Annotated in this window: 28 protein-coding genes; 13 read left to right on the top strand and 15 right to left on the bottom strand. The window is 72.2% G+C overall.

Going from position 1 to position 24,277, the window contains the following annotated elements:
- Positions 1-34 precede the first annotated feature (34 nt).
- From hemG to DP939_RS12760, 3 genes are all read left to right on the top strand, one after another.
- On the top strand, positions 35-1,468 hold the full coding sequence (hemG, locus tag DP939_RS12770; protein WP_113980887.1) for a protoporphyrinogen oxidase: 1,434 nt from the start codon (positions 35-37) through the stop codon (positions 1,466-1,468).
- Between the two features lie 49 nt (positions 1,469-1,517).
- Positions 1,518-2,222: a hydrogen peroxide-dependent heme synthase gene (gene hemQ, locus DP939_RS12765; protein WP_113980886.1), complete on the top strand. Its 705-nt coding sequence runs from the start codon at positions 1,518-1,520 to the stop codon at positions 2,220-2,222.
- 92 nt (positions 2,223-2,314) lie between these two features.
- Positions 2,315-3,046, top strand: coding sequence for a hypothetical protein (locus DP939_RS12760; protein ID WP_147267969.1), 732 nt, complete (start codon positions 2,315-2,317; stop codon positions 3,044-3,046).
- 12 nt (positions 3,047-3,058) lie between these two features.
- Here DP939_RS12760 and DP939_RS46165 read toward each other — a convergent pair whose 3' ends face one another.
- The gene (locus DP939_RS46165) at positions 3,059-3,196 is read right to left on the bottom strand and encodes a hypothetical protein (protein ID WP_158578553.1); all 138 of its coding nucleotides are present in this window, start codon (positions 3,194-3,196) and stop codon (positions 3,059-3,061) included.
- A 247-nt stretch (positions 3,197-3,443) separates the two neighbouring features.
- Complete coding sequence (gene msrB / locus DP939_RS12755; protein ID WP_113980884.1) at positions 3,444-3,857, bottom strand: peptide-methionine (R)-S-oxide reductase MsrB; 414 nt, start codon at positions 3,855-3,857, stop codon at positions 3,444-3,446.
- A 362-nt stretch (positions 3,858-4,219) separates the two neighbouring features.
- Here msrB and ligD point away from each other — a divergent pair, with 362 nt between their 5' ends.
- Positions 4,220-5,215: a non-homologous end-joining DNA ligase gene (gene ligD, locus DP939_RS12750; protein ID WP_113980883.1), complete on the top strand. Its 996-nt coding sequence runs from the start codon at positions 4,220-4,222 to the stop codon at positions 5,213-5,215.
- Between the two features lie 2 nt (positions 5,216-5,217).
- On the opposite strand, the gene DP939_RS12745 is transcribed toward ligD, so the two are convergent.
- The gene (locus tag DP939_RS12745; RefSeq protein WP_158578552.1) at positions 5,218-6,123 is read right to left on the bottom strand and encodes a phosphotransferase family protein; all 906 of its coding nucleotides are present in this window, start codon (positions 6,121-6,123) and stop codon (positions 5,218-5,220) included.
- Positions 6,124-6,205: 82 nt separating this feature from the next.
- Between DP939_RS12745 and DP939_RS12740 the strand changes: the two genes are divergently transcribed.
- Positions 6,206-7,411, top strand: a complete 1,206-nt coding sequence (locus DP939_RS12740) for an MFS transporter (RefSeq protein ID WP_113980881.1) — start codon at positions 6,206-6,208, stop codon at positions 7,409-7,411.
- Here DP939_RS12740 and DP939_RS12735 read toward each other — a convergent pair.
- Complete coding sequence (locus DP939_RS12735) at positions 7,392-8,222, bottom strand: class I SAM-dependent methyltransferase (RefSeq protein WP_113980880.1); 831 nt, start codon at positions 8,220-8,222, stop codon at positions 7,392-7,394. The genes DP939_RS12740 and DP939_RS12735 overlap by 20 nt on opposite strands.
- 58 nt (positions 8,223-8,280) lie before the next feature.
- Between DP939_RS12735 and DP939_RS12730 the strand changes: the two genes are divergently transcribed.
- Positions 8,281-8,829, top strand: coding sequence for a CGNR zinc finger domain-containing protein (locus DP939_RS12730; RefSeq protein WP_225878211.1), 549 nt, complete (start codon positions 8,281-8,283; stop codon positions 8,827-8,829).
- 31 nt (positions 8,830-8,860) lie between these two features.
- On the opposite strand, the gene DP939_RS12725 is transcribed toward DP939_RS12730, so the two are convergent.
- From DP939_RS12725 to DP939_RS12700, 6 genes are all read right to left on the bottom strand, one after another.
- The gene (locus DP939_RS12725; RefSeq protein ID WP_225878210.1) at positions 8,861-9,211 is read right to left on the bottom strand and encodes a hypothetical protein; all 351 of its coding nucleotides are present in this window, start codon (positions 9,209-9,211) and stop codon (positions 8,861-8,863) included.
- 55 nt (positions 9,212-9,266) lie between these two features.
- A complete protein-coding gene (locus DP939_RS12720) occupies positions 9,267-10,367 on the bottom strand; it encodes an ATP-dependent DNA ligase (RefSeq protein WP_113980878.1) in 1,101 nt (366 codons plus the stop codon).
- On the bottom strand, positions 10,364-11,086 hold the full coding sequence (locus DP939_RS12715; protein WP_225878209.1) for a pyrimidine reductase family protein: 723 nt from the start codon (positions 11,084-11,086) through the stop codon (positions 10,364-10,366). Before DP939_RS12715 ends, DP939_RS12720 begins: the two co-directional genes overlap by 4 nt.
- 96 nt (positions 11,087-11,182) lie before the next feature.
- Positions 11,183-13,309: a glycogen debranching protein GlgX gene (gene glgX, locus DP939_RS12710; RefSeq protein WP_113980877.1), complete on the bottom strand. Its 2,127-nt coding sequence runs from the start codon at positions 13,307-13,309 to the stop codon at positions 11,183-11,185.
- Between the two features lie 104 nt (positions 13,310-13,413).
- The gene (locus tag DP939_RS12705; protein ID WP_113980876.1) at positions 13,414-13,842 is read right to left on the bottom strand and encodes an OsmC family protein; all 429 of its coding nucleotides are present in this window, start codon (positions 13,840-13,842) and stop codon (positions 13,414-13,416) included.
- Between the two features lie 56 nt (positions 13,843-13,898).
- The gene (locus DP939_RS12700; RefSeq protein WP_113980875.1) at positions 13,899-15,536 is read right to left on the bottom strand and encodes an isovaleryl-CoA dehydrogenase; all 1,638 of its coding nucleotides are present in this window, start codon (positions 15,534-15,536) and stop codon (positions 13,899-13,901) included.
- A gap of 150 nt (positions 15,537-15,686) precedes the next feature.
- Here DP939_RS12700 and DP939_RS12695 point away from each other — a divergent pair, with 150 nt between their 5' ends.
- The 6 genes from DP939_RS12695 (at position 15,687) to DP939_RS12670 (ending at position 19,792) form a co-directional block, all read left to right on the top strand.
- A complete protein-coding gene (locus DP939_RS12695) occupies positions 15,687-16,247 on the top strand; it encodes an RNA polymerase sigma factor (RefSeq protein ID WP_199565124.1) in 561 nt (186 codons plus the stop codon).
- Between the two features lie 2 nt (positions 16,248-16,249).
- Positions 16,250-17,140, top strand: coding sequence for a maleylpyruvate isomerase family mycothiol-dependent enzyme (locus tag DP939_RS12690; RefSeq protein WP_113980873.1), 891 nt, complete (start codon positions 16,250-16,252; stop codon positions 17,138-17,140).
- Between the two features lie 72 nt (positions 17,141-17,212).
- Positions 17,213-17,926, top strand: a complete 714-nt coding sequence (locus DP939_RS49105) for a DUF1707 SHOCT-like domain-containing protein (RefSeq protein ID WP_113980872.1) — start codon at positions 17,213-17,215, stop codon at positions 17,924-17,926.
- Between the two features lie 34 nt (positions 17,927-17,960).
- Positions 17,961-18,167 (top strand): hypothetical protein, encoded by a 207-nt coding sequence (locus DP939_RS12680; RefSeq protein ID WP_113980871.1) that lies wholly within the window; start codon positions 17,961-17,963, stop codon positions 18,165-18,167.
- A 75-nt stretch (positions 18,168-18,242) separates the two neighbouring features.
- A complete protein-coding gene (locus tag DP939_RS12675; protein ID WP_113980870.1) occupies positions 18,243-18,932 on the top strand; it encodes a hypothetical protein in 690 nt (229 codons plus the stop codon).
- Positions 18,933-18,970: 38 nt separating this feature from the next.
- Complete coding sequence (locus tag DP939_RS12670) at positions 18,971-19,792, top strand: hypothetical protein (RefSeq protein WP_113980869.1); 822 nt, start codon at positions 18,971-18,973, stop codon at positions 19,790-19,792.
- A gap of 1 nt (position 19,793) precedes the next feature.
- On the opposite strand, the gene DP939_RS12665 is transcribed toward DP939_RS12670, so the two are convergent.
- The 5 genes from DP939_RS12665 to DP939_RS48665 all read right to left on the bottom strand — a co-directional run bounded on the left by DP939_RS12665 (position 19,794) and on the right by DP939_RS48665 (position 23,647).
- Positions 19,794-20,552 carry a sirohydrochlorin chelatase gene (locus DP939_RS12665; protein WP_225878242.1) on the bottom strand — a complete coding sequence of 253 codons (759 nt, stop codon included), beginning with the start codon at positions 20,550-20,552 and terminating at the stop codon, positions 19,794-19,796.
- A 62-nt stretch (positions 20,553-20,614) separates the two neighbouring features.
- Entirely contained in the window at positions 20,615-21,343 is a 729-nt protein-coding gene (locus tag DP939_RS12660) for a phosphoadenylyl-sulfate reductase (RefSeq protein WP_113980867.1), read from the bottom strand.
- Complete coding sequence (locus DP939_RS12655; protein ID WP_113980866.1) at positions 21,340-21,489, bottom strand: Insertion element protein; 150 nt, start codon at positions 21,487-21,489, stop codon at positions 21,340-21,342. Before DP939_RS12655 ends, DP939_RS12660 begins: the two co-directional genes overlap by 4 nt.
- Positions 21,486-23,168, bottom strand: coding sequence for a nitrite/sulfite reductase (locus tag DP939_RS12650; protein ID WP_113980865.1), 1,683 nt, complete (start codon positions 23,166-23,168; stop codon positions 21,486-21,488). The genes DP939_RS12655 and DP939_RS12650 overlap by 4 nt, the downstream gene beginning before the upstream one ends.
- Before the next feature lie 356 nt (positions 23,169-23,524).
- A complete protein-coding gene (locus DP939_RS48665; RefSeq protein ID WP_263972311.1) occupies positions 23,525-23,647 on the bottom strand; it encodes a hypothetical protein in 123 nt (40 codons plus the stop codon).
- Positions 23,648-23,709: 62 nt separating this feature from the next.
- Between DP939_RS48665 and DP939_RS12645 the strand changes: the two genes are divergently transcribed.
- Positions 23,710-24,105, top strand: coding sequence for a YccF domain-containing protein (locus DP939_RS12645; protein WP_113981142.1), 396 nt, complete (start codon positions 23,710-23,712; stop codon positions 24,103-24,105).
- Positions 24,106-24,277 lie beyond the last annotated feature (172 nt).

Raw genomic sequence — 24,277 nt, 5'->3', positions numbered from 1 at the left:
AAGTCACGTTCGGGTGCCGGTACCGTCTGGAGACATGAAGGGCGACGGGCGGCATGTGGTGGTCGTCGGGGGCGGGATCGCGGGTCTGGCCGCGGCCTGGTTCCTGCGGCGGCAGGCGGGTGACGCGGTCCGGGTGACCGTGCTGGAGGGTTCGCCGCGGATCGGCGGCAAGCTGCACGTGAGCGAGGTGGCGGGCGTCGCGGTCGACGCGGGCGCGGAGGCCATGCTGGCCAGGCGGCCCGAGGGCAAGGAGCTCGCCCGGATGGCCGGCCTCGGTGACGAGCTGGTCTATCCCGGCACGACGCAGGCGTCGATCCTGACCAGGGGCGCGCTGCGGCCGATGCCGCCGGGGCAGGTCATGGGCGTGCCCTCGGACCTGACGGGGCTCGGCAGGTCGGGCGTGCTGACGCCGTCCGGTCTGGCCCGCGCGCTGCTGGACGAGGTGCTGCCCGCCACGCCGGTCACCGGGGACGTGTCGGTCGCCGCCTACGTCCGCGCGCGGATGGGCGCGGAGGTGGTCGAGCGGCTGATCGAGCCGATCCTGGGCGGCGTGTACGCCGGGCGCGCGGAGGCGCTGTCGCTCGCGGCGACCATGCCGAGGGTCGCGGCGGTGGCGCGGTCGGCCCGCTCGCTGGCCGGGGCCGCGCGGCAGATCGTCGCCGAGGCCCCCGCGGGCGCGGGGCCGGTGTTCACCACACTGCGCGGCGGCATGGGCGGCCTGCCCCAGGCCGTGGCCGCCGGTTCGGGCGCCACCATCAGGACCGGCGTGACAGTTCGCGAGCTGCGCCGTACGCCCGGCGGCTGGCGGCTGGTCACCGGGCCGGTGCCCGAGCCGGAGGTCGTGGAGGCCGACGCGGTGGTGCTGGCCGTGCCCGCCGCCCCGGCCGGACGCCTGCTCGCGGAGGAGGTCCCCGCGGCCGCCGCCGAGCTGGCCGCGATCGAGTACGCGAGCATGGCCATCGTCACCCTGGCCTACCCCCGGGCCGCCTTCCCCACGGTGCCTTCCGGCAGCGGCTACCTGGTGCCGCCGGTCGAGGGCCGCCCGGTCAAGGCGGCCACGTTCAGCTCGGTGAAGTGGCCGCACCTGGCCGAGGCCGACCCCAACACGATCGTGCTGCGCTGCTCGATCGGCCGCCTGGGGGAGGAGCGGGTGCTGCAGCGCGACGACGGGGAGCTGGTCGCCCTGGCCATGGCCGAGATGTCGGAGGTCATGGGCGTGCGCGGGCTGCCGCTGGACAGCCGCGTCACCCGGTGGGGCGGCGCGCTGCCGCAGTACGAGGTGGGCCACCTCGACCGCGTGGCGCGCATCCGCGCGGCCGTCGCCGCCGCCCCCGGCCTCGCGGTCTGCGGCGCGGCCTACGACGGCCTGGGCGTCCCCGCGTGCGTCGCCACGGCCCGTACGGCGGCGGCCCGGGTACTAGACCACCTGGACCCCGCGAGAGAATGGCAGTCGGCCGGTTCCGCGTGAGGCGGGATCACGGCGCGGTTCCATGGCGGCTTGAAGAGGGTGTGCCGATATGACGACGCAGGAAGGCGCGCGGCCCAAGGCCCGCGACCTCAACAACGTGATCCGCTACACCATGTGGTCGGTGTTCAAGGTGCGCGAGTCGTGCGAGGGTGAGCGGAAGGACATGGCCGCCGAGGTCGCCGACCTGCTCGCCCAGGTGGCCGGCAAGGACGTGGTGACCAGGGGCTGTTACGACGTCAGCGGTTTCCGCGCCGATGCCGATTTCATGTTCTGGTGGCACGCCCCCACCTCTGAGGACCTCCAGGAGGTCTACTCCCGCTTCCGCCGCACCGCGCTCGGGCGGCGTTGCACGCCGGAGTGGTCGGCGATGGCGCTGCACCGGCCCGCGGAGTTCAACAAGTCGCACATTCCGGCCTTCCTCGCCGAGGAGGAGCCGCGTGCCTACGTGAGCGTCTACCCGTTCGTCCGCTCGCTGGAGTGGTACCTGCTGGACGACGCCGAGCGCCGGAGCATGCTGGCCGAGCACGGCAAGATGGCGCGCGACTACCCCGACGTGCGGGCCAACACGGTCGCCTGCTTCTCCCTGAACGACTACGAGTGGATGCTCGCGTTCGAGGCGGACGAGCTGCACCGGATCGTCGACCTGATGCGCCACCTGCGCGCCGCGAAGGCCCGCAGGCACACCCGCGTGGAGATCCCCTTCTACACCGGGGTGCGCAAGCCCGTCACCGAGCTGGTCGCCGCCCTGCCGTAACGGGCGAAATATCCGCTTTGCCGAAGCGTAGGCTGACACGTCCATGATTTGTCATACTCAATGCAGATCTCTCCGGCTGAGTGAGGCGAAGCGTGGCAACGGGCGGTAACGGGGTGGCGCGTTCCAGTGGTCGCGGCGGGCGGCATCGCCGCGGAGGGCAGGGCGGGACGAGCGCGCGGCGGGCGGTGGCCTATCTGGCCGCGCTCGGCGTGTTCGGAGCGGTCGCGGCGGGATACGCGCTGACCAGGGGCGACGAGGCTCCGGCGGTCGTCGCCGCGCCTTCGGGCACCGCGGCGCCCGCGGCCACCGGCGGCCCGCCGTACGCCGCACCCGCCCGCGTCCCCTCGGAGGGGCCGGTCGTCGCCGCGGACGCCGGGAAGACCGAGCAGAAGCCCGAGGACCCCAAGAAGCCGGACGGCGAGAAGCCGGGCGACAAGAAGCCGGACGAGAAGAAGAGCGACGGCAAGAAGCGCGAGCGCAAGACCGCCGACCGCGCGTCCGGCCCGTCCGAGCACACCGACACGCGGGCGGTGGAGTTTCTCCGCAGCAAGAAGGACGCGCCCGCCAAGCGCATCACCGACGTCCGCTCGGTCGGCGGCTACCTGCGCATCTACACCGACCTGCCGCAGTCGGCGGACAACTCCCGCGCCGCGCTCGAACTGTGCCAGCGCGGCCTGCGCTACCTGATCGAGGAGCAGGGCGTCGCCGACCCGATCGTCTTCGTGCAGGCGGAGTTCGGGGAGAACGGCAACCCGGTGCTCGCCAACATCCTCGGCCCCGACGACGCCAACTGCCGGGTCACCCATCCCAAGCCGAAGGACTGACGGCCGCCGGGCTCATCTGATCCGGACCCTGGTCTTGCCGCACTTGACGCACCGCTGGGTGAGCACCCTGCCGATGGTCTCGATGGTCTGCCACCTGTGCCGCAGGTGCAGGCGGTCCCGCAACACCGGTAGCAGGGATCGGGCCGTCATCAGCACGATCTCCGCCCTCGCCATCCGGAAGCCGCTGATCGGACCCTCCCGCTTCAGCCCGGGCCGCGTGCCGGCACGATGTGCGTCAGGACGGCCGCCCGCCCGCCGGCGGGGCCGCCGATGATGTCCGCCTCCGATCCGCCGGCACGCGTTCCCCCTGGCATTGAGCGCCCCCTCTGTCGCCGATCGCCATTAGCTTCCTGGCGGTGGCAAGGGACGCGCAAGACCTAAACCTGACCGGATATGGCTATTTGGCGGGCTGCTGGGCGGGCTCCAGTCGCAAGGCGATCGAATTGATGCAGTAGCGGTCATCCGTCGGGGTCGCGTAGCCCTCACCGTGGAACACGTGTCCGAGGTGGGAGTCGCACCGGGCGCAGCGGACCTCGGTGCGCACCATGCCGAGCGAACGGTCCTCGATGAGCACCACGGCGTCCGAGCCGGACGGCTCGAAGAAGGACGGCCAGCCGCAGTGGGAGTCGAACTTGGTTTCGGAGCGGAACAACTCCGCGCCGCAGGCGCGGCAGGAGTAGACGCCGATCGCCTTGGTGTCGACGTACTCTCCGGTGAAGGGGCGCTCGGTGCCCGCCTGGCGCAGCACCCTGAACTCCTCGGGCGAGAGCTGCACTCGCCACTCGGCGTCGCTCTTGACCACTTTTTCCATGTCTCCAGCCTACGATCGCGGCGCGCGGGACGCTCCATCGGAGCGAGTTGCGGGTGGAAGCATCCTTTCGGGGGAGATTTGGCGTCTTTGTATGTGTGGGAGGTGTGTCACCTTCCATCGATGAATGGGGAGACCGTCCGCGGCCTGCCCCGGATGGCGCCGGCCCTCGCCCGTGCTGGGCGCCCTGACCGGGAGGCCGACCGCCGCCGGCGGCCGGGCGATGCGCCAGCGCCCGGCGAAGTCACCGGCGCGGCGGATGGTCGTCGTGGTCCGTCCCGTCGAGCGCCCGATCCCGCCATCGGGCGGCTCCGGGACGGGCCCGCCCTACACCCGGGCAGGTCAGCGGGGGTACGGTCGGGAGCATGGCCTCGCCGTACATAGAACTCGAAGTCGGGCAGCGCACTGTCAAAGTCACCAATCCCGACAAGGTGTATTTCCCGGAGATCGGGGCGACCAAGCGGGAACTCGTGGAGTACTACGTCAGTGTGGGCGAGGGCGCGCTGCGCGGGCTCCGCGACCGGCCGACGTACATCAAGCGCCACCCGGACGGCGTGCTCAACGACGCCATCTACCAGAAGCGGCTGCCCGCCAAGCGGCCCGAGTGGGTCCAGGGCGTGACCGTGCGCTTCCCCAGCGGGCGTACCGCCGAGACGCTGCTGGTCACCGAGGTGGCCGACCTCGCCTGGTGCGCCAACCTGGGCACCATCGACTTCCACCCCTGGCAGGCCCGTGCCGCCGACCTCGCCCACCCCGACGAGCTGCGGATCGACATCGACCCGCAGCCGGGCACCGGCTTCGGCCAGGCCCGCGAGGTCGCCTTCGTGGTGCGCGACGTGCTCGGCGAACTCGGCATCACCGGTTTTCCGAAGACCTCCGGCAGCCGGGGCGTCCACATCGCCGTGCGCGTCCGCCCCGAATGGGACTTCGTCCAGGTCCGGTACGCGGCCATCGCCCTGGCCCGCGAGGTCGAACGCCGCGCCCCCGACCTCGCCACCACCGCCTGGTGGAAGGAGGAACGCGGCGAGCGCGTCTTCATCGACTTCAACCAGAACGCCCTGGACCGCACCGTGGCCGCCGCCTACTCCATCCGCGCCAGGCCGCACGCCCCGGTCTCCACCCCGGTCACCTGGGACGAACTTTCCGAGGTCGACCCGGCCGCCTTCGACATCCGCACCGTCCCGGCCCGCTACGCCGAACTCGGCGACGTCCACGCCGGCCTGGACGACGAGGCGTACTCCCTGGCCCCACTGCTCGAATGGTTCCACGCCGACGAGCGCGGCGACATGCCCTACCCCCCGAACTACCCCAAGATGCCCGGCGAGCCCAAGCGGGTCCAGCCCAGCAAGGCCAGGCCCTGACCTCAGCCGCCGGGCGGGTGCCAGCGGGCCTCGGTGTCGCCGTCGCGCAGGGCGGCCAGGCGGTGGGCCACCTCCCGGCGGGCCGGCTCCCTGACCGCCGCCGCGCGGATGAAGGCGCTGAGGCCGCTGATCTCACGTATGGCGATCAGGGTCTCCAGGCCGGGCCACTCCCGTACGTCCCACCGGTACGCGCGGGTGAACGCCTCCACCTCGGCCGCGCCGGGGTGGTCGAAGCGGCGCCGGGTGTAGTGGATCTGGGCGAGGTCCCATTCGCGGCTGCCGAGGGCGACGTGATCCCAGTCGCCGAGGATGACCCGGCCGGAGGCGGCGCGCATCAGGTTGGCCGGATGCGCGTCCCCGTGGATCAGCGTCGGCGGATGCGGGGGCGCGAGGCCGTTCCAGGCCGCCCGCAGGTCGCCGATCCTGCCCTCCAGCCAGGTCCGGTCGCGTCCGGGGAGGTTAGAGCGGGTGACCGCGGCGGCGACCCCGGCCAGCGGGTCGGTGAACTCGCCCAGGTCGCGCACCGGCCGCGGGTCGAGGTGGTGCAGGCGGTGCAGGAGCCGCCCGAGGTCGTCCCCGCCCGGCTCCGGGGCGGTGACCGTCTCCACGTAGCGCCATAAGGACACCACGTGTCCCCTGATCACGCGGGGGTGACCGGGGAGGTCGGCGGGGACCACGCACGGGTAGCCCTGGCCGTCGAGCCACCGGGTCACCGCGACCGAGGAGATCACCCGGGGGAGCGCGTGGGGGTTCGTGGCGATCCGGATCACCAGGGACTCCGCCGGGACGGCGTACAGCGCGTTGCTGTGCGACCAGAGAAGCTCGGCGTCGCCGACCGGGACGCCGAACCGGACGCCCGCCTCGGCCAGTATCGCGCGCATCCGCTCGTCCGGTCCGTCAGCAGTCACATCGCGCCTCGTCCGAGCATGCCGGAGTGGTACCTCGCCCTCCATCCTGCCCCGGGGAACGGAAGATCGTTACCCTCGACGGGTGAGCGACGAGACCTCCCCCTCCCCGGTCCGGGCGTTCCTGCGGTTGCCCGGAGTGGCCCCGCAGGCGGTGTGCGGGCTGTTAGCCCAGGTCACCCAGCAGGTCGGGCCGATCGGGGTGGTACTCGTGGTCAAGGAGTCCACCGGCTCGCTGGCGCTGGGCGGGCTGGCCGCCGCCGCGATATCGGCCGGGGCGGGGCTGGCCCGGCCGGTGCAGGGACGGATCATCGACCGGCGCGGCGTCGGGGGCGTGCTGGTCGTGACCGCGCTGCTGCACCTCGGCGCGCTGCTCGGGCTGGTGTTCCTGGCCGCGCGGGGCGCGCCCGGGTGGCTGCTGGTCGGCCTGGCGCTGGCGGCCGGGGTCGGGCTGCCGCCGGTCTCGGTGAGCATGCGCATGGACTGGGGCGCGCGGATCGGCCCGGAGGGCCGTACCGCCGCCTACAGCCTGGTCTTCCTGGTGCAGGAACTGGCGATCTTGACCGGGCCGCTGCTGTTCGGGGCGCTCGTCGCGGCGGCGTCGGCGTCGGTCGCGCTGGGCTGGGTCGCCGCGCTGGCCGGGGCGGGCACGCTGGCGCTGGCCCGGGTGCTGCGATCGCCCCGGCCCGCCGCACATGACGAGGGCAGGGGCCGGGTGCTGCGGCTGCCCGGCATGCCGACCCTGCTCGGCGTGGTCCTGCTGCTGGGCGGCGCGATCGGCGCGCTGGAGGTGGGGATGCCCGCGCTGGCGTCGGCGCAGGGGCGGCCCGCCGTGGCGGGTGTGCTGGTCGCGATGCTGTCGGCCGGTGGGATCATCGGCACCGTGGTGTACAGCGCGCGGAGCTGGACCTCGCCACCGGCGGTCCGGCTGATCTGGCTGCTCGCCTGGATGGGGGTGGCCCTGGCCCCGCTGGCCCTGCTCGATTCGCTGCTGCCCGCCGGGGTCCTGCTGCTGGCCGCGGGCCTCACGCTCACCCCGGCGCTCACCTCGACATCGCTCCTGGTGGACGAACTGGCCCCGGCGTCCCGCGCGGAGGCGTTCGGCTGGCTGTCCACGGCGGTCGCGGGCGGTGGAGCGGCCGGAGCCGCCGTGGCGGGCGGCGCGGGCGAGCAGGGGGGCCCGCCGGCCATCTTCGCACTGGCCGCGCTGTTCGCCCTCGTGGGCGCCGCCCTCGCCCTGGCCCGCACCCGCGGTGGCCAGCAGGGCGGGGTCAGGGGCGCGGCGGGGTGACGGCGGCGAGGAGCCGGTTGTTGCCGCGCTGCCACAGGGTGCCGACCTCGGCGAAGCCCGCGTCGCGCAGGGCCGCGACGTGGGTGGACAGCAGCGGCGACTCGGTGTGGTCGAGCTCGGCGGCGGCGAGCATCCGCTCGCGCTCGGCCATCAGGCCGGCGAGCGCCGGGTCCGCCGCGGTCGCCTGCCACCACTGCGCCCAGTCCTCGGGACGGCCCTCGGCGAACCGGCGGGCGGTCTCGCGGTCGTGCACCAGCTTCTCCAGGCCGGACAGCACGGGGGTGGTGTCGCCGGTGTCCAGGTGGTCGCCGTTGAGCAGCAGCCCGCCGGGGCGGAGCACCGAGGCCACCTCGGCGTAGACCGCGCGCAGGTGGTCTTCGGCAAGCCAGTGCAGCGCGGTGGTGCTGACCGCGACGTCGGCCGGGCGGTCCAGGGTGAGGGCGTCGCTCCAGCCGGGCACGCGCAGGTCGAGCCGGGTGAAGCTGAGCCCGCGCACGTGGCCGTACCCGGAGCGGCCGAGGGACAGCAGCAGCGGGTCGGCGTCCACCGCGGCGACGGTGGCCTGCGGGAGCCGGGCGAGCAGCCGGACGGCCAGCGACCCCGGCCCGCACCCCAGGTCGATCACCAGCGGGTCGGGCCGCCCGGCCGCCGCCTCCACCGCGTCCACCAGCGCGGTGAACCGGTCTTCGCGGTCGGGCAGGTAGCCCTCCTGCTGCACGTCCCAGCGGGCGATCCAGTCGTGTGCGGTCTGCGGGCTGAGCGTCTGCACGAACGTCTCCTCGTGACTGTCGTCTATGATTTCGTCAGTCATGAACCTACGGCGGAAGGGCGTGACTGGTCAAGTGAACTTCAACAGTCACACAGATGGCGTGGTCGCGGTCGCGGTCGGCCTGGTCAACGTCCTCACGCACGGCACGCGGCGGGGCAGGGCCTACGTCCCGCCCGAAGGGGAGGAGCGGCGGCGGGCCGTCTTCGAGTCGCTGCGGCCCGGCGGCGGCCGGGCGGAGATCGCCGAGGAGGAGGTGGCGGAGCTGGCCGGCATCGCCGCCGAACTGCGGGCCGTCTTCACCGCCGTGGGCAGGGGAGATGTCGACGCTGCGGCCGTGCAGGTCAACCGGCTCCTGGCGGAGTATCGCGCCAGGCCGCACCTGGACCGCCACGACGGCGAGCCCTGGCACCTGCACTTCCACGGCTCCGACGGCAGCCCGGCCAGGGACTGGGCGGCGAGCTGCGCCACCGGGCTCGCCGTGGTGCTCGGCGGGGAACTGCACGACCGCCTGGGCGTGTGCACGGCGCCGGTCTGCGACCGCGTCTACGTGGACACCTCGCGCAACGGCACCCGCCGGTTCTGTTCCACCGCCTGCCAGAACCGCGTCAAGGCCGCCGCGTTCCGGGCCCGCTCGGGATCGTCGGGCTGAACCGGCCGCGGCGGCGATAGAGGGGCAGGGCTCAGGACCGCTTGCGGCTCACCATGAACGCGACGTTGACCGCCACCACGCCGAACCACACCATGAAGGCCAGCCCCATGTCGGCGTCGTTCACAGCGGTGATGATGGTGCCGACCATCCCCACGCCGAGCGAGACGATGGCCAGCGCCAGCACCTGGCCGTCGCCCTGCCTTCCCCGCTCCGATGGAGGTGGCGCGGGAAGGGCCGCGGCCCGCTCGCGGACCCGCTGCTCGATCCGGTCGTCCACCTTCTCCAAGAAGCCCTCGACGATGGCGTCCTCGTACTCGGGCCCGAGGTCGCGCCGCGCCGCGACGGCCGCCTTCAGTTCGTCTGCCGAGTCAGTAGTCATCATGTTCTGAGATATAGCCGCGCCCGGCGGGGGATGTCCATCGGGGATGTCCCGGAGATTATCCGGCCAGAATGTCGTCCAGGTCATAGGAGATCGGGCGTTCGAGCTGCTCATAGGTGCACGATTCCGGTGTACGGTCCGGCCGCCAGCGGCGGAACTGCGCGGTGTGCCGGAACCTCTCGCCCTCCATGTGGTCGTAGGCCACCTCCATCACCAGCTCCGGCCGCAGCGGGACGAAGGACAGGTCCTTCTTGGCGTTCCAGCGTGAGACGTTGGACCCGGGGCGGCGCGGCCCGCCGGGGGCCTGCTCGCCACCGGCCTCGGCGGCGGGGGTCATCCACGCCCCCCACGGGTGGGTCGCCAGGTCGGTGAGGTAGGGCTTGACCTCCTCGATCAGCTCGGCCCTGCGCGTCATCGGGAAGGACGCGGCCACCCCCACGTGGTGCAGGCGGCCGGTGTCGTCGTAGAGGCCGAGCAGCAGCGAGCCGACGATCGGGCCCTTCTTGTGCTCCCGGTAGCCCGCCACGACCACGTCGGCCGTGCGCTCGTGCTTCACCTTGAACATCGTGCGCCGGTCCGGCTCGTACGGCAGGTCGCCGGGCTTCACCACGATCCCGTCCAGCCCGGCCCCCTCGAAGGTCTCGAACCAGCGCCCGGCGAGCGCCGCGTCGTCGGTGATCGGGGTCAGCCGCACCGATCCGCCCGGCTCGCCCGCCTCACCGAAGAGACCGGCCAGCAGCTCGCGGCGGCGCCTGAACGGCGTCTCCATCAGGTTGTCATCGCCCAGGGCCAGCAGGTCGAAGGCGATGAACGAGGCCGGTGTCCGCTCGGCCAGCAGCTTCACCCGGGAGGCGGCGGGGTGGATGCGCTGTTGCAGCGCGTCGAAGTCGAGCACCTGCCCCTGCCGCAGCACGATCTCGCCGTCCACCACGACGCGGTCCGGCAGCTCCCGCCGCGCCGCCTCGACCAGCTCGGGGAAGTAGCGGGTGAACGGCCGCTCGTTGCGGCTGCCCAGGTAGACCTCGTCGCCGTCGCGGAAGATGATGCAGCGAAAGCCGTCCCACTTGGGCTCGTACAACAGGGTGCCGTCCTGCGCCGGCAGGCCCTTGACGGCCTTGGCCAGCATCGGCGCCACCGGTGGTTCGATGGGCAGGGTCATGGTTTCTCCCTGACATATCTGGTGAAGAGGAAGCCGTCCTCTTCGAGGATCTGCGCGATGCGGAGCGGCGTACGGCCGACGGGCCCGTTGAGCACCCGGGCCGCGCCCCCGCCGATCAGCAGCGGGCTGACCGTCAGGCACACCTCGTCGATCAGCCCGGCCGCGGCCAGGCCGCCGTTGAGCCGGGGCCCGCCCTCGCACAGCACGTGGTTCAGCCCTCGTTCGCGCAGCGCGCGCAGGGCCAGGTCCGGTTCGACCCGGTCGTCGCCCGCGACGATCACGTCGGCGACCGCCGCGGCGGCCTCCCGCCGGTCGGGCGGCGCGGCGGCGCAGGTGATCACGATCGGCCTGGCCTCCGCGCCCTTCGCCGCGAAGAACGTCCCGCCGAGGTCCAGGTCGATCTTGCGGGTCACCACCGCGATCGGCGGCGTCGGCGGGCGTCCGGCCCGCAGCGCGTCCCACGAGTCGCGCGGGGCCACCGGCCCGTACCCCTCGGTCCTGACCGTCGCCGCGCCCACCAGGATCACGTCCGCCAGGCCGCGCATCACCTGGAAGAGCCGCCGGTCGGCGGAGCCGGACAGCCCCTCCGAGACCCCCTTGGACCAGGCCGCGCCGTCCAGGCTGGCGACCATGTTGATCCGCAACCACTCCCGATCCGGGTACGCGTACGCCGTGGCCGGGTCCACCTCGACCCGCTCGGCTGGGTAGATTCGCCGCACACCCTCTACCTTGTCATAACCCACTCCCCACCTGCGATTTCCGGTGGTATTCGCGCGGCTGTTCCCATTCGCCGCGCGGCGGTGGAGGTGAGGGGATCAGCCGGCGGCGCGCGGCCGGTACAGGATGCGCATGGAACGGCCCGTGACCGCCACCGGCGTGCCCGCGGGCCACGCCTCGTCGGCGGGCGGCTCCTCGTGCGGCCCCTCGTCGGCCGTGTCCAGCACCGTCAGCCAGCCCTCGCCGTACTCCGCCTCCGGCAGGGTGAACGTGATGTCCTCGTGATGGGCGTTGACCAGCAGCAGGAACGAGTCGTCGATGATCCGCTCGCCGCGCGGGCCGGGTTCGTCGATCGCCTCGCCGTTCAGGTAGACGGCCAGCGACTTGGCGTAGCCGGTGTGCCAGTCGGCGGCCGTCATCTCCTTGCCCGCCGGGGTGAACCACACGATGTCGCGCCGCCCGTCACCGGCCCGGCGGCCGTGGAAGAACCGCCTGCGCTGGAAGACCGGGTGGGCCCGGCGCAGCGCCGCCACGGCGCGGACGAACTCCAGCAGCCCGGACTCCGCGCGGGCCAGCGACCAGTCCACCCAGGACACCTCGTTGTCCTGGCAGTAGGCGTTGTTGTTGCCCCGCTGGGTGCGCCCGAACTCATCGCCCGCGGTCAGCATCGGCACTCCCTGCGAGACGAACAGGGTGGCCAGGAAGTTGCGCCGCTGCCGCCGCCGCAGCCGGACGATCTCGGGGTCCTCCACCGGGCCTTCGGCGCCGCAGTTCCAGGACCGGTTGTCGTCGGTGCCGTCGCGGTTGCTCTCGCCGTTGGCCTCGTTGTGCTTGCGGTTGTAGGAGACCAGGTCGCTGAGCGTGAACCCGTCGTGGCAGGTCACGAAGTTGATCGAGGCGACCGGGCGGCGGCCGGAGGAGGCGTACAGGTCCTGGGAGCCGGTCAGCCTGGAGGCGAACTCCGGCAGCATCGACCCGTGCCCGCGCCAGAAGTCGCGCATCGAGTCGCGGTACTTGCCGTTCCACTCGGTCCACAGCGGCGGGAAGTTGCCCACCTGGTAGCCGCCCGGCCCGACGTCCCACGGCTCGGCGATCAGCTTCACCTGGGAGATCACCGGGTCCTGCTGGATGAGGTCGAAGAACGCGCTCAGCCGGTCCACGTCGTGCAGCTCGCGGGCCAGCGCCGCGGCGAGGTCGAACCGGAAGCCGTCCACATGCATCTCCAGCACCCAGTAGCGCAGCGAGTCCATGATGAGCTGGAGGGCGTGCGGGGAGCGGACGTTGAGGGAGTTGCCGCAGCCGGTGTAGTCGAGGTAGTAGCGCCGGTCGCCGTCGTGCAGCCGGTAGTAGGCCGCGTTGTCGATGCCGCGGAAGCACAGCGTGGGCCCCATGTGGTCGCCCTCGGCGGTGTGGTTGTAGACCACGTCGAGGATCACCTCGATGCCCGCCTCGTGCAGCGCCTTGACCATCGCCTTGAACTCCGTCACCTGCTCGCCGCTCTGCCCGGAGGAGGCGTAGCCGTTGTGCGGCGCGAAGTAGGCGATGGTGTTGTAGCCCCAGTAGTTGGTCAGGCCCCTGGCCACCATCGCGTGCTCGGGCACGAACTGGTGCACCGGCATCAGCTCGACCGCGGTGACGCCCAGGCCCAGCAGGTGCTCGATGACCGCGGGGTGGGCCAGCCCGGCGTAGGTGCCGCGCTGCTCGCGCGGCACGGCGGGGTGGCGCATGGTCAGCCCGCGCACGTGCGCCTCGTAGATCACCGTCTGGTGGTACGGCGTGCCGGGCCTGCGGTCGGAGCCCCAGTCGAAGAACGGGTTGACCACCACGTTCTTCGGCATGAACGGCGCGCTGTCGGCGCCGTTGGCCCGCGCCGGATCGGTGAAGCGGTAGGAGAACAGCGCCTCGTCCCAGGCGACCTCGCCCTCGATCGCCTTGGCGTAGGGGTCGAGCAGCAGCTTGGCCGGGTTGCAGCGGTGTCCCTTGGCGGGCTCGTAGGGGCCGTGGACGCGGAAGCCGTACCGCTGCCCGGGGGTGATCCCCGGGAAGTAGCCGTGCCAGACGAACCCGTCGATCTCCGGCAGGTCGACGCGCTCCTCGCGGCCCCGATCGTCGAACAGGCACAGCTCCACCCGGTCTGCGACCTCGGAGAACACCGAAAAGCTCGTGCCGACGCCGTCCCAGGTGCCGCCGAGCGGGTACGCCTGCCCAGGCCAGACCTCACGCATGTGGCCCCATTGTCCTCCCCACCGGCGCTCTCGCGCAGGCCGTTCGCCCAGATGTCACCCGCGCGCGCCCGCACCCGGCGAGCAGGGCGGGCGCGCGGCGGGTATCAGCCGATCAGCTCGGCGTTCAGGCTGATCGTCGTCCCGGTCAGCGCCTTGCTCACCGGGCAGTTCACCTTGGCCTTCTCGGCGGCGGCCTGGAAGTCCGCCTCGGAGATCCCCGGCACCTGGGCCTTGACCGACAGCACGATGCCGGTGATGCCCTCACCCGGCTGGAACGTCACCTCGGCGCTGGTGTCCACGGTCTGCGGCGGCGTGCCCGCGCCGGCCAGGCCGTGCGACAGCGCCATGGAGAAGCAGGTGGAGTGGGCCGCGGCGAGCAGCTCCTCGGGGGAGGTCTTGCCGTTGGGCTCCTCGGCCCTGGAGGGCCAGGTGACCTCATAGGAGCCGACGCCGGAGGACTCAAGGTCGACCGTGCCGTTGCCCTCGATGAGCGAGCCCTTCCAGTGGGCGGTCGCCTTGCGTGTGGTAGCCATGTGGTACTCCCTTCTACGGAGTAGAAGCCTATGGGTCCGGCGCTGTCATCTCGGCATCAGGTGGGCAGGGCGCGCCCGATGAGCGTGTCGAGATCCGGCCCGGCCGGCAGGGTGCCGAACGCGCGGCCTCCGTCCCCGTCCAGCCGGGAGGCGCAGAAGGCGTCGGCGACGGCGGGCGGAGCCAGCCTGACCAGCAGAGGTCCGCACAGGAGCAGGGCCATCTCCTCGGCGATCCGCCGGGCGCCGAACGCGGCCTCGTCGGCGCTGAGCCCGGCCAGGGCGCGCAGCGAGCCGTCCAGCCGTCCGGCCGCCGCGTCGAGCCGCCGGTCGGCGCCCTTGGCCAGTGCCACCTCGGCCGCGAACGCCTCCCGTGCCCCGGGCTCGCGCGTCAGCGCGCGCAGCACGTCGAGCGCGGCCACGTTGCCCGAACCCTCCCAGATCCCGTTCAGCGGCGACTCGCGGAACAGCCGCGGCATCTGCGACTCCTCCACGTAGCCGTTGCCGCCCAGGCACTCCAGGGCCTCGGCGGCGTGCGCGGGCGCGCGGCGGCACACCCAGTACTTGGCCACCGCCACGGCCGTACGGCGGAACGCCGCCTCCGCCCGGTCCCCGCCCAGCGCCCGGTCCGTCGCGCCCGCCAGCCGGGTCATCAGCGTGGTCGCCGCCTCCGACTCCAGCGCGAGGTCGGCCAGCACGTTGCGCATCAGCGGCTGGTCCGCGAGCCTGCGGCCGAACGCCGAGCGGTGCCCGGCGTGGTGCACCGCCTGGACCACGCCCGCCCGCATGCCCGCCGCCGAGCCGATCACGCAGTCCAGCCGGGTCATGTTGACCATCTCCAGGATGGTCCGCACCCCGCCGCCCGCCTCGCCGACCAGCCAGGCGACCGCGCCCTCGTACTCGACCTCGGCGGAGGCGTTGGAGCGGTTGCCGAGCTTGTCCTTCAGCCGCATGAGCCGCATCGCGTTGCGCGTGCCATCCGGCAGCACCCGGGGCAGCAGGAAGCACGACAGGCCCTCCCCGGTCTGGGCCAGCACCAGGAACAGGTCGCACATCGGCGCGGAGTTGAACCACTTGTGGCCGGTGAGGGCGTACCTGCCGGGTCCGAGCGGTTTCGCCTGGGTGGTCCCGGCGCGTACGTCGGAGCCGCCCTGCTTCTCGGTCATCGCCATCCCGGCCAGCACCCCGCGCTTGCCCGCGGGGGGCCGCAGCCCCGGGTCGTAGGCGGGCGCGGTGAGCAGCGGTTCCCACTCGGCGGCCAGGGCGGGAGAGTGGCGCAGCGCCGCGACGGCGGCGTAGGTCATCGAGATCGGGCAGCTGTGCCCGGCCTCCACCTGGGACCAGACGTAGAACTTGGCGGCCCTGGCCACGTGCGCGCCTGGACGCCCGGCGGCCCACGGCGCGGCGTGCAGGCCGTTCTCCACGGCCACGGTCATCAGTTCGTGCCAGGCGGGATGAAACTCGACCTCGTCCACTCGGTTGCCGTACCGGTCGTGGGTGCGCAGGACCGGTGGGTGCTCGTTGGCCAGCCGTCCCCATTCCCGGGCGCGCTCGGAACCGGCCAGCGTGCCCAGCCGGTGCAGTTCCTCCGACGCCCAGCCGGCCCCCTCGCGCTCGATTCCCTCCAGCAGCGCGGCATCGGCGGACACGTCGTGACCGGCCAACTGCGGAGCCTGGTTGAAGACTTCATGAGTCACGTGACTGGCCTCCTGAAATGGACTATTGCCGCGAATCTCTATATGTCACCAAAGGTCATAATCTGGCGGAACTTTGCCGGGGAACAATGGCATGCTTGGGTGGGGTGGGGGCCAGCCGGAACTGTCCGCGACGCTGGAGCGTGGTGTTTGGTGGAAGCGCCGGACGTGGTGGTCGACGACCGCCGACTGCATCAGCGCATCGTAGGCGGTGACGAGACCGCGCTGGGGGAACTCTACGATCGCCTCGGGCCGCTGATCGTCAACATGGCGGTCAGGGTGACCCGCGACAGATCCGTGGCGGAGGACATCGCGCAGGAGGTCTTCATCACCTTGTGGGAACGGCCGCTCGCGTACGATCCCGCCCGGGGGTCGCTGCGCACGTGGCTCGCGACCATCGCGCACCGCAGGTCGGTGGACCACGTGCGGGCCGAGGAACGCAGGAAGGGCGCGGTGATCGGGCCGCGGCTGACCGAGCCGCGACCGCCCGGCCTTGAGGACCAGGTCCTGGACGCCGACGAGGCGGACCGGGTGCGCCAGGCCGTCCAGCGGCTGCCCGCCGCGCTGCGCGAGGTGATCGAGCTGGCCTATTTCGGGGGCCGTACGTACCGGCAGGTGGCCGACGAGCTCGGCCTGCCCGAGGGTACGGCGAAGTCGCGGATCAGGCTGGGGCTGCGCACCCTCGCCGACGCCCTGACCGAGGAGGCCGTCTGACCATGGACGGGGCGACCGAACGACTTTATCTGGACTCACTGGACACGCTCGCCGACGCCGTACAGGCCCCCGGGCGGTCCGGGCTGCTGGCGGCCGCCCGCGCGCGCAGGCGGCCGATGCCGCAGGGGCCCGCCTGGGCCGAGCCGTACGCGGGGCGCGTCGCCGCGATGGACGCCCTGCTCGGCTCCGTCCGCCCGGCCGACTGGGACACCGTGGTCGTCGAGGGCTGGAACGTGCAAGAGCTGGTCGCGCACCTGACGGCCAAGCACGGCCTGCTGGCCGCCGCCGTCGGCGCGCCCGTGGGCGGGCCGCCGATCACCGCGCACGACGCGGACGGCCGTACCGCGGAGGTGCAGGAGTACGAACGCGGACGCCCGCCCGAACTCACCCGCGCGGAGTGGCGGGCCCAGGCAGACGCGCTGTGCGGGCGCCTGGCCGCGTTCGAGGCCGCCGACGTCGTGGACCTGGGCGGCTTCGCGCTGCCCGTGGCCGACCACGTACTGGCCCTGATGATGGAGACCTGGGTCCACACCGACGACGCCGCCAAGGCGATCGGCCTGCCGCTGCCGCTCCCGCTGCCCGCCCACATCCGTCCCGCCGCCGACCTGTGCGTCCGGCTGCTGCCGCTGACCATGCTGGTCTCCGGCAGGGACGGCTCGGGCCGGGCCGCGCACGTGACCCTGACCGGGGAGGGCGGCGGAGAGTGGGACATCGCCCTCGGCCTGGACGAGCCCGTGTCGGCCACGCAGGTCCGCATCACCTGTGACGTGGTGGAGTTCTGCTTCCTGCTGGGCGGGCGCACGCGACCGGAGGAGTTCGCCGTCGAGATCGAGGGGGACCGGGGCCTCGCCCGGGAGATCCTGCTCAGCGCGCCCGCCCTGTCCGGGCCGTGACGTACTCCTTTGGGAGGGGATTCCTCCGAAAGGAGGAAGGGGGAGGGGCCTCGCACGCCGTACATTGAAGGCGTGAGCGATGCGATGCGGGCCTCTGACGCCGAACGGGAAGCCGTGGTCGACCGATTGAAGACCGCCTCGGTGGAGGGCAGGCTGACGCTTGGTGAGCTGACCGAGCGCACCGAGGCCGCCTACACGGCCACCACCAGGGCCGAACTCGACGCGATCATGTCCGACCTGCCCGCCGCCGGGCAGCAGGCCCCGCTCCCGGCCCAGCCGCAGGGGCCCAAGCGCCGCTGGTTCGTCTCGGTGATGGGCGAGACCAAGCGGCGCGGCAAGTGGCGCGTCGACCAGCAGATCGGCGCGCTCGCGGTGCTGGGCGACGTCGTGCTCGACCTGCGCGAGGCGGAGGTGCGCGGTGACATGGTGGACATCGCGGCCACCTCGGTGATGGGCGATGTCAAGATCATCGTGCCGGACGGCGTGGCGGTCGACCTCGAAGGGCTCGCGGTCATGGGCGAGAAGCGGGTCGATGTCATGGAGGCCCCCTCCGGGGTGAACGCGCCGGTGATCCGGGTGAAGGCGTACGCGGTCATGGGCGACGTCAAGATCATCGGTGACTCGCGGGCCGACCCCATCCAGCGCGGGTTCGCCGCCTGGCGCGAGCACTGGCGGGCGCTCCGCCACGACCTCGGGCTGGGCGCGCTGCCGCCATATCCCCCGCATCCTCCCAATCCCCCGCGCCCGCCGCATCCTCCCCACCCGCCGCGCCCCCCGCAATGGTGAATCGCGTGCAACGCCGGAGGGCGCCCAGCGCGCGGTGATCCCGCTGTCGGCCATCGCCTCCCGCGAGGCCGAGGGCCCGCTCGTGGTCACCCCGGCCGAGGCCGCCGCCCTGACGGCGAGCCCGCGGTCCTTCCCCATCGACATCGAGGCGACGGTCGACGAGAACGACCACGTCCACTGCCCCGACCCGGCCGGCGGCCGTCGCGTCCTGGCCACCACCTGCGCCCCGGACCCCGGCTGAGGCGGCCGTATGGACAGAAGACCGCGCCCTGCACGATGATCACATGCGTCGGTGCCGAGGGACGATTGGGGTGCGGTGAGGGCGCTTGTCCGGACGGTCGCGGCGAGCCGGGCGTTCCGGGTGGCCGCGGCGACGGCCGCCGGGGCGCTGGCCGGGGCCGGTGTCTTCCAGCTCACCCGGACGAGCGGGCTGAGCCTGTTCCTCATCACCGGCGGGATCGCCGGGGCCGTGGCCGCGCTGGCCCTCGGGGCCTACAACCGCGCCGCCCGGCTGACCGAGGTACGCCTGACCGTCCCGCAGATCTCCGAGTTCACCTTCGTGGTGAACGACGACGCGCGGCAGATCGCCTGGAAACTGTTCGTCGAGACCGTCACGCGGGTGTCCACCCAGCCGCTGCGGGAGGACGAAGGAGTGCTCCGGGAGGCGCTGACCTCGCTGTACGGCTTGTTCGCGACGACCAGGGAGATCCTCACGGGCAGCCGCCCCTCGGCGGTGGTGCCCGGCAGGCAGAGCGTGGAGCATCTGGCCATCACGATGCTGAACCGGGAGTTACGGCCCTTCCTGGCCAAGTGGCACCCGCGGCTGCGGCGGTTCGAGCAGGCCGGTGAGGGGCGGGCGGAGCCGGAATGGCCCGACGCCCCGGCCTGCCGTACCGAGCTCCAGCAGGTCCAAAGCCGCATCCACGAGTACGCGATGAACTTCGCGAGGCTCGCCGGGGTCGGCGCGGCCAACGAGATGATCTTCTCGCGCCCGCCCGAGAGGTAGATGCAAGACTGGTCCTTCGGTGAATTGGGGGGTTTGAGATGACCGAGCCGTTGCCCGCCGGCGCGCTCAGCGGGGTCCGGGTGGGGATCTCCGTCTCCGGATCCGCGGATCTTGAGCGGCTGGGCCTGGCAGAGGAGCACCTGCGGTCGGCGCTGGGCGAGCTGGCCCGCGCCGTGACGGCCTCCGGGGGCGGGCTCGCGTACGGCGGCCACCTGGACCCCGGCGGATACACCGCCTTCCTGGTGTCGGAGCTGTCCCGCCACGGGCACGAGGCCCGGCCGTTGCTGGTCTGCCTGGCCTGGCCCGAGCATCGCCGCCTGGCGCTCTCCGAGCTGCGGCGGCGCGCCGGCCTGGGGCCGATCGGCGACGTGGTGTGCCTGGACCCCGACGGGCGCGAGGTCGATCCCGCCGCAGGGCGTACCGAGGACGCCGAACCGGTGACCGACCCGGACCTGCGGCGGCGCGCCCTGACCGGCATGCGCCGCTACCTGAACGACCGGACGCACGCCAGGGTGCTGATCGGCGGCAGGCGGCACGGCTTCCAGGGAGAGCTGCCCGGCCCGCTGGAGGAGGCCCTGCTGGCGGTCGGCGGCGGCACCCCGGTGTACCCGGCGGCCGGTTTCGGCGGGGTGACGGCGGACATCGCCCACGCGCTCGGCATGGGCGGCGGGCACCCCGATGACCCCGCAGCCCCGCGGCTCACCGCCGGGCTCGACCGCCTGCGCGCCCTCGCCCCGGAGGCGCCGCGCAACGGCCTGTCGGACGCCGAGAACCTGACCCTCGCCACGACCCGGCGGCCGGGCGAGATCGCGGCCCTGGTGACCCTCGGCCTCGCCCGCCTCGCCGGTCGCGAAGGGTGACCTACGCGCCCGCGGTGAGGTCCGAGGCGATCAGCGCCTCGGCGTGCCGGCGCAGGACGAGGGAGGCGAGTTCGGGGGAGGGGCCGAGGACGGCCGCGACGGTGTGCGCGCCCGCCGCCAGGGTGTCCCTGCGGATCTTGTCGGCGAAGTAGCCGGGGGCCAGCAGGTAGGGGGCCACCACGACGCGCGGCGCGCCGGAGCGGAGCAGCCGGGCCACGGCCTCGGCCGGGGTGGGCGAGCCTGCCGAGGCGTACGCCGGGGCGACCGACCACCATGGGCGGGAGCGCCGCCAGTCTCCGGCGATGCCCGCCACGACGGCGTTGGCGCGGGGGTCGCTGGAACCTGCGGAGACCAGCACGACGGCCGTGTCCGGGTCGCCCAGCGGGACGCCCGCCTCGGCGAGGCGGTGTTCCAGCGTGGCGACCAGCAGCGGGTGCGGGCCCAGGGTGGTGGCCCGGTGGACGCGCAGGCCGGGGTCGTGGGCCGTGGCGGTGGCCAGGACGGCCGGGATGTCGACCCCGCTGTGGTATGCCTCGGTGAGCAGCAGGGGCAGCACGACCGCCTCGGACAGGCCGCGGAGGGCCTGGCCGAGGGTCGGCGCGGCGTGGTCGAGATAGGCCGAGCGGACCGGCAGGCCGGGACGCGCCTGGCGCACGAGGTCGAGCAGTTCCTCCACGGTCTCGGCGGCGCGCGGGTCGCGCGAGCCGTGCGCGACCGCGACCAGCGGAACCCTGCGCGCGCCGGGACCAGGCCCGGCCAGGGACCCCGTGAACCCGGAGAACTCAGGGGACTCGGCGAGCCCCGGCCCGGCCAGGGGCCGGGTCAAAGGTGGATGCCGCATTCGGTCTTGCCCATCCCGGACCACCGGCCGCTGCGCGGATCGTCCCCGTCGAGGACCTGGCGGGTGCAGGGCGCGCAGCCGATGGACGGGTAGTTGTCGTAGTGCAGCGGGTTGATCAGCACGCCGTTGTCGGAGATGTAGTTGTCCACGTCCTCCTGCGACCAGGCGGCGATCGGGTTGACCTTGACCATCTGCCGCTTGGCGTCCCACTCGACGACCTTGGTGTCGGTGCGGGTGACGGCCTCGTCGCGGCGGATGCCGGAGATCCAGGCGTGGTACGGCTCCAGCGCGCGGTTCAGCGGCTCCACCTTGCGCAGGAAGCAGCACAGGTCGGGGTTGCGGCCGAACAGCCGGGGCCCGAGGTCGCGCTCCTGCTCCTCCACCGTGCGCGAGGGCTGGATGTTGATCAGGTTGACGTCGTACACCTGCTGCACGGCGTCGCGCGTGCCGATGGTCTCGGCGAAGTGGTAGCCGGTGTCGATGAAGAGCACGTCGATGCCCGGCTTCACCCGGCTGACCAGGTCGATCAGCAGCGCGTCGCTCATCGAGGAGGTCAGGCACAGGCGGTCGCCGAAGGTCGCCGCCGCCCAGCGGATGATCTCCCGGGCGGACGCGCCCTCCAGGAACTCGGCGGCCGACTCGACGATGTCCTGCAGGTCGAGGGTGTTGCGCTGCTCTCGTAGGCCGATCTCTATCTCCACAACGCTCATTGGCTGTTCACCACTCCGATCCCGAGGAACTTCAGCTTGAACGCCCGCACGCAGGACCTGCAGAACCAGCCCCCATCGCCCTCGTACGGCTCCAGGTCCTCCTCACCGCAGTAGGGGCAGTGGAAGGGGACGGCGCGCTCGGTCACTTGAGATCCGCCTCCTCCGCACGCTGGACCCACTCGGCGAAGGTCTCGCCTTCCTTCTTCTGGGAGTCGAAGTTGCGGGCCACCCGCTCGATGTAGTCGGGCAGGTCGGCGGCGGTGGCCTTCAGGCCGCGCACCTTGCGGCCGAAGCCCGGGTTGACCCCGATCGACCCGCCGAGGTGGATCTGGTAGCCCTCCACCTGGTTGCCGTCGCCGTCGACCACCAGCTGTCCCTTGAGGCCGATGTCGGCGACCTGGATGCGGGCGCAGGAGTTGGGGCAGCCGTTGACGTTGATGGTCAGCGGGTCGGTGAAGTCGGGCAGCCGCGCCTCCAGCTCGTCGATCAGGCGCGAGGCGCTGGCCTTGGTCTCGATGATGGCCAGCTTGCAGTACTCGATGCCGGTGCAGGCCATCGTCTGGCGGCGGAACGTGGAGGGGTTGACCTGGAGGTCTGCGGCCTCAAGCTCGGCCACCATGGACTTCACCTGGTCGGGCGCGACGTCGAGGATGACCATCTTCTGCTCGACGGTGGCGGCGACCCTGCGCGAGCCGTGCCGTTCGGCGATGTCGGCGATCAGGTGGAGCTGGTCGCCGCTGACCCGGCCCACCCGGGGCGCGAAGCCGACGTAGAAGTTGCCGTCGTGCTGCGGGAAGACGCCGACGTGGTCACGGCGTCCGCCGCGCGGCAGCTCGGGGGAGGGCCCGTCGGGAAGCGCGTAGCCGAGGTATTCCTTCTCCAGGACCTCCCGGAACTTCTCCGCGCCCCAGTCGTGCACCAGGAACTTGATCCGGGCGCGGTGCCGCAGCCTGCGGTAGCCGTAGTCGCGGAAGACGCTCGCGACCCCGGCCCACACCTCGTGCACCCGCTCGGGCGAGACGAACGCGCCGAGCCGCTTGCCCAGCATCGGGTTGGTGGACAGGCCGCCGCCCACCCACACGTCGAAGCCCTTGGTGCCGTCGGCCAGCTCGACGCCGACGAACGCGATGTCGTTGATCTCGTGGACCGTGCAGTGCGCCGCGCAGCCGCTGATCGCGGTCTTGAACTTACGCGGCAGGTTGGAGAACGCCTGGTCGCCGATGTACCGGTCGTAGATGTCGCGGATCTGGTCGCGGCCGTCGATGGTCTCCTCGGCGTCGATGCCGGCCACCGGACAGCCGATGATCACCCGAGGGGTGTCGCCGCACGCCTCGGTGGTGGACAGCCCGACCGACTCCAGACGCTCCCAGATGTCCGGGACGGACTCGATCTCGATCCAGTGGAACTGGACGTTCTGCCGGTCGGTGATGTCGGCGGTGCCGCGCGCGTAGTCGTTGGAGATGTCGGCGATCACCCGCAGCTGCTCCAGGCTGAGCTGGCCGCCGTCGATGCGGACCCGCAGCATGAAGTAGCGGTCATCGAGCTCCTCCGGCTCCAGGATGGCGGTCTTGCCGCCGTCGATGCCGGGCTTGCGCTGGGTGTAGAGGCCGAACCAGCGGAACCTGCCGCGCAGGTCGGCGGGGTCGATGGAGTCGAAGCCCCGCTTGGAGTAGATGTCGATGATCCTCTGGCGGACGTTCAGCCCGTCGTCGTTCTTCTTGTTCTCTTCGTTCTTGTTGAGCGGCTCGCGAAAACCGAGGGCCCATTGGCCTTCGCCACGAGGGCGCTTGTGGTGGCGGTTCGCCGGCCTGGCCGGGGTTGTCATGGCGCGGTCCTTTGCGTCAACGATCTGGCGAACGATCTGGCGGTGGACGCGCGGTTCAGGTCTGCCGCCCGGGACTCGCCGTCGAGTGCCGGGGCCGTCTCATGGAAACGACGCCTGACCGACCACGCGCCCAGGTGAGAGAACAGAACTGGGCAGGGTCAGCGGGCGTCGATACAGATCGCGCTGCGGACACGCAGGAAGTCGACGTGGCGTCGCACGACGAGAAGCGGATCCGCTGGCATGTCCCAAACGATACCTTCCACATCACGGATGTCCAATGTCGGGTCCACACTTTGGGATGGATGTCCGGATCGGGACGCTTCGGGTACGGGCCCCAAATCGGGATATCGGGCAGGTCAGCCCTGGCGGCGCCAGCCGACCGGCGGCTCCGGCGGGCGGGGCGGCTGGTGCTGGCAGTCGCACCAGGAGCCGCCCCGGCACTCGTCGTGCCGGCGTTCCTTGCACTTCTGGCAGATCACATCCTCATTATTTCCCGCCCGTGCGCCGCGTCCCCATCGGGCGGAGGGGGCAGTATCAGATCATGCGCACCCTTCTGAACGTGATCTGGCTGATCTTCGCCGGGGTATGGCTGGCCGCCGGTTACGTCCTGGCGGGCATCATCTGCTGCATTCTGATCATCACCATCCCGTTCGGGATCGCCTCGTTCAGGATCGCGGCGTACGCGCTGTGGCCGTTCGGGCGCACCGTCCAGCGAAATCCCTCCGCGGGCTGCCTGACCACGATCGCCAACGTGATCTGGCTGATCTTCGGCGGGATCTGGCTGGCCATCGGGCATGTGGTGACCGCCGTCCCGCTGTTCATCTCGATCATCGGCATCCCGCTGGGGATCGCCAACCTCAAGATGATCCCGATCTCCCTGCTCCCCCTCGGCGCCCGGATCGTGTCCGTGGACGACCCGTATTACCTGCCCCGATGACTCGTTAGCCGGGTGCGCGCCCGGGTAGTCTGCGAAACGTTCGTTATCGGCGGGCTGAATCGCCCGCAGCCGTGACCGTTGGGTGCCATGACGTCAACCGACGCCTCCTCGCAGGGGGCAAAGGGCGCGCGAGGCGGCAAACGCGACAAAACGCGTAGCCTGGCACGCCGGG

The sequence above is a fragment of the Spongiactinospora rosea genome (assembly GCF_003315795.1).
GTDB lineage: Bacteria > Actinomycetota > Actinomycetes > Streptosporangiales > Streptosporangiaceae > Spongiactinospora > Spongiactinospora rosea.
Note: the sequence above shows the minus strand (reverse complement) of the source record. Positions and strands in the feature narration are given on the sequence as shown.

Excerpts from the sequence above, each read along its gene's own strand:
- hemG (WP_113980887.1), top strand. The coding sequence starts at position 35 with ATGAAGGGCGACGGGCGGCATGTGGTGGTCGTCGGGGGCGGGATCGCG.
- hemQ (WP_113980886.1), top strand. The coding sequence starts at position 1,518 with ATGACGACGCAGGAAGGCGCGCGGCCCAAGGCCCGCGACCTCAACAAC.
- DP939_RS46165 (WP_158578553.1), bottom strand. The coding sequence starts at position 3,196 with ATGACGGCCCGATCCCTGCTACCGGTGTTGCGGGACCGCCTGCACCTG.
- msrB (WP_113980884.1), bottom strand. The coding sequence starts at position 3,857 with ATGGAAAAAGTGGTCAAGAGCGACGCCGAGTGGCGAGTGCAGCTCTCG.
- ligD (WP_113980883.1), top strand. The coding sequence starts at position 4,220 with ATGGCCTCGCCGTACATAGAACTCGAAGTCGGGCAGCGCACTGTCAAA.
- DP939_RS12735 (WP_113980880.1), bottom strand. The coding sequence starts at position 8,222 with ATGACTGACGAAATCATAGACGACAGTCACGAGGAGACGTTCGTGCAG.
- DP939_RS12725 (WP_225878210.1), bottom strand. The coding sequence starts at position 9,211 with ATGATGACTACTGACTCGGCAGACGAACTGAAGGCGGCCGTCGCGGCG.
- DP939_RS12720 (WP_113980878.1), bottom strand. The coding sequence starts at position 10,367 with ATGACCCTGCCCATCGAACCACCGGTGGCGCCGATGCTGGCCAAGGCC.
- glgX (WP_113980877.1), bottom strand. The coding sequence starts at position 13,309 with ATGCGTGAGGTCTGGCCTGGGCAGGCGTACCCGCTCGGCGGCACCTGG.
- DP939_RS12705 (WP_113980876.1), bottom strand. The coding sequence starts at position 13,842 with ATGGCTACCACACGCAAGGCGACCGCCCACTGGAAGGGCTCGCTCATC.
- DP939_RS12690 (WP_113980873.1), top strand. The coding sequence starts at position 16,250 with ATGGACGGGGCGACCGAACGACTTTATCTGGACTCACTGGACACGCTC.
- DP939_RS12670 (WP_113980869.1), top strand. The coding sequence starts at position 18,971 with ATGACCGAGCCGTTGCCCGCCGGCGCGCTCAGCGGGGTCCGGGTGGGG.
- DP939_RS12660 (WP_113980867.1), bottom strand. The coding sequence starts at position 21,343 with ATGAGCGTTGTGGAGATAGAGATCGGCCTACGAGAGCAGCGCAACACC.
- DP939_RS12650 (WP_113980865.1), bottom strand. The coding sequence starts at position 23,168 with ATGACAACCCCGGCCAGGCCGGCGAACCGCCACCACAAGCGCCCTCGT.
- DP939_RS12645 (WP_113981142.1), top strand. The coding sequence starts at position 23,710 with ATGCGCACCCTTCTGAACGTGATCTGGCTGATCTTCGCCGGGGTATGG.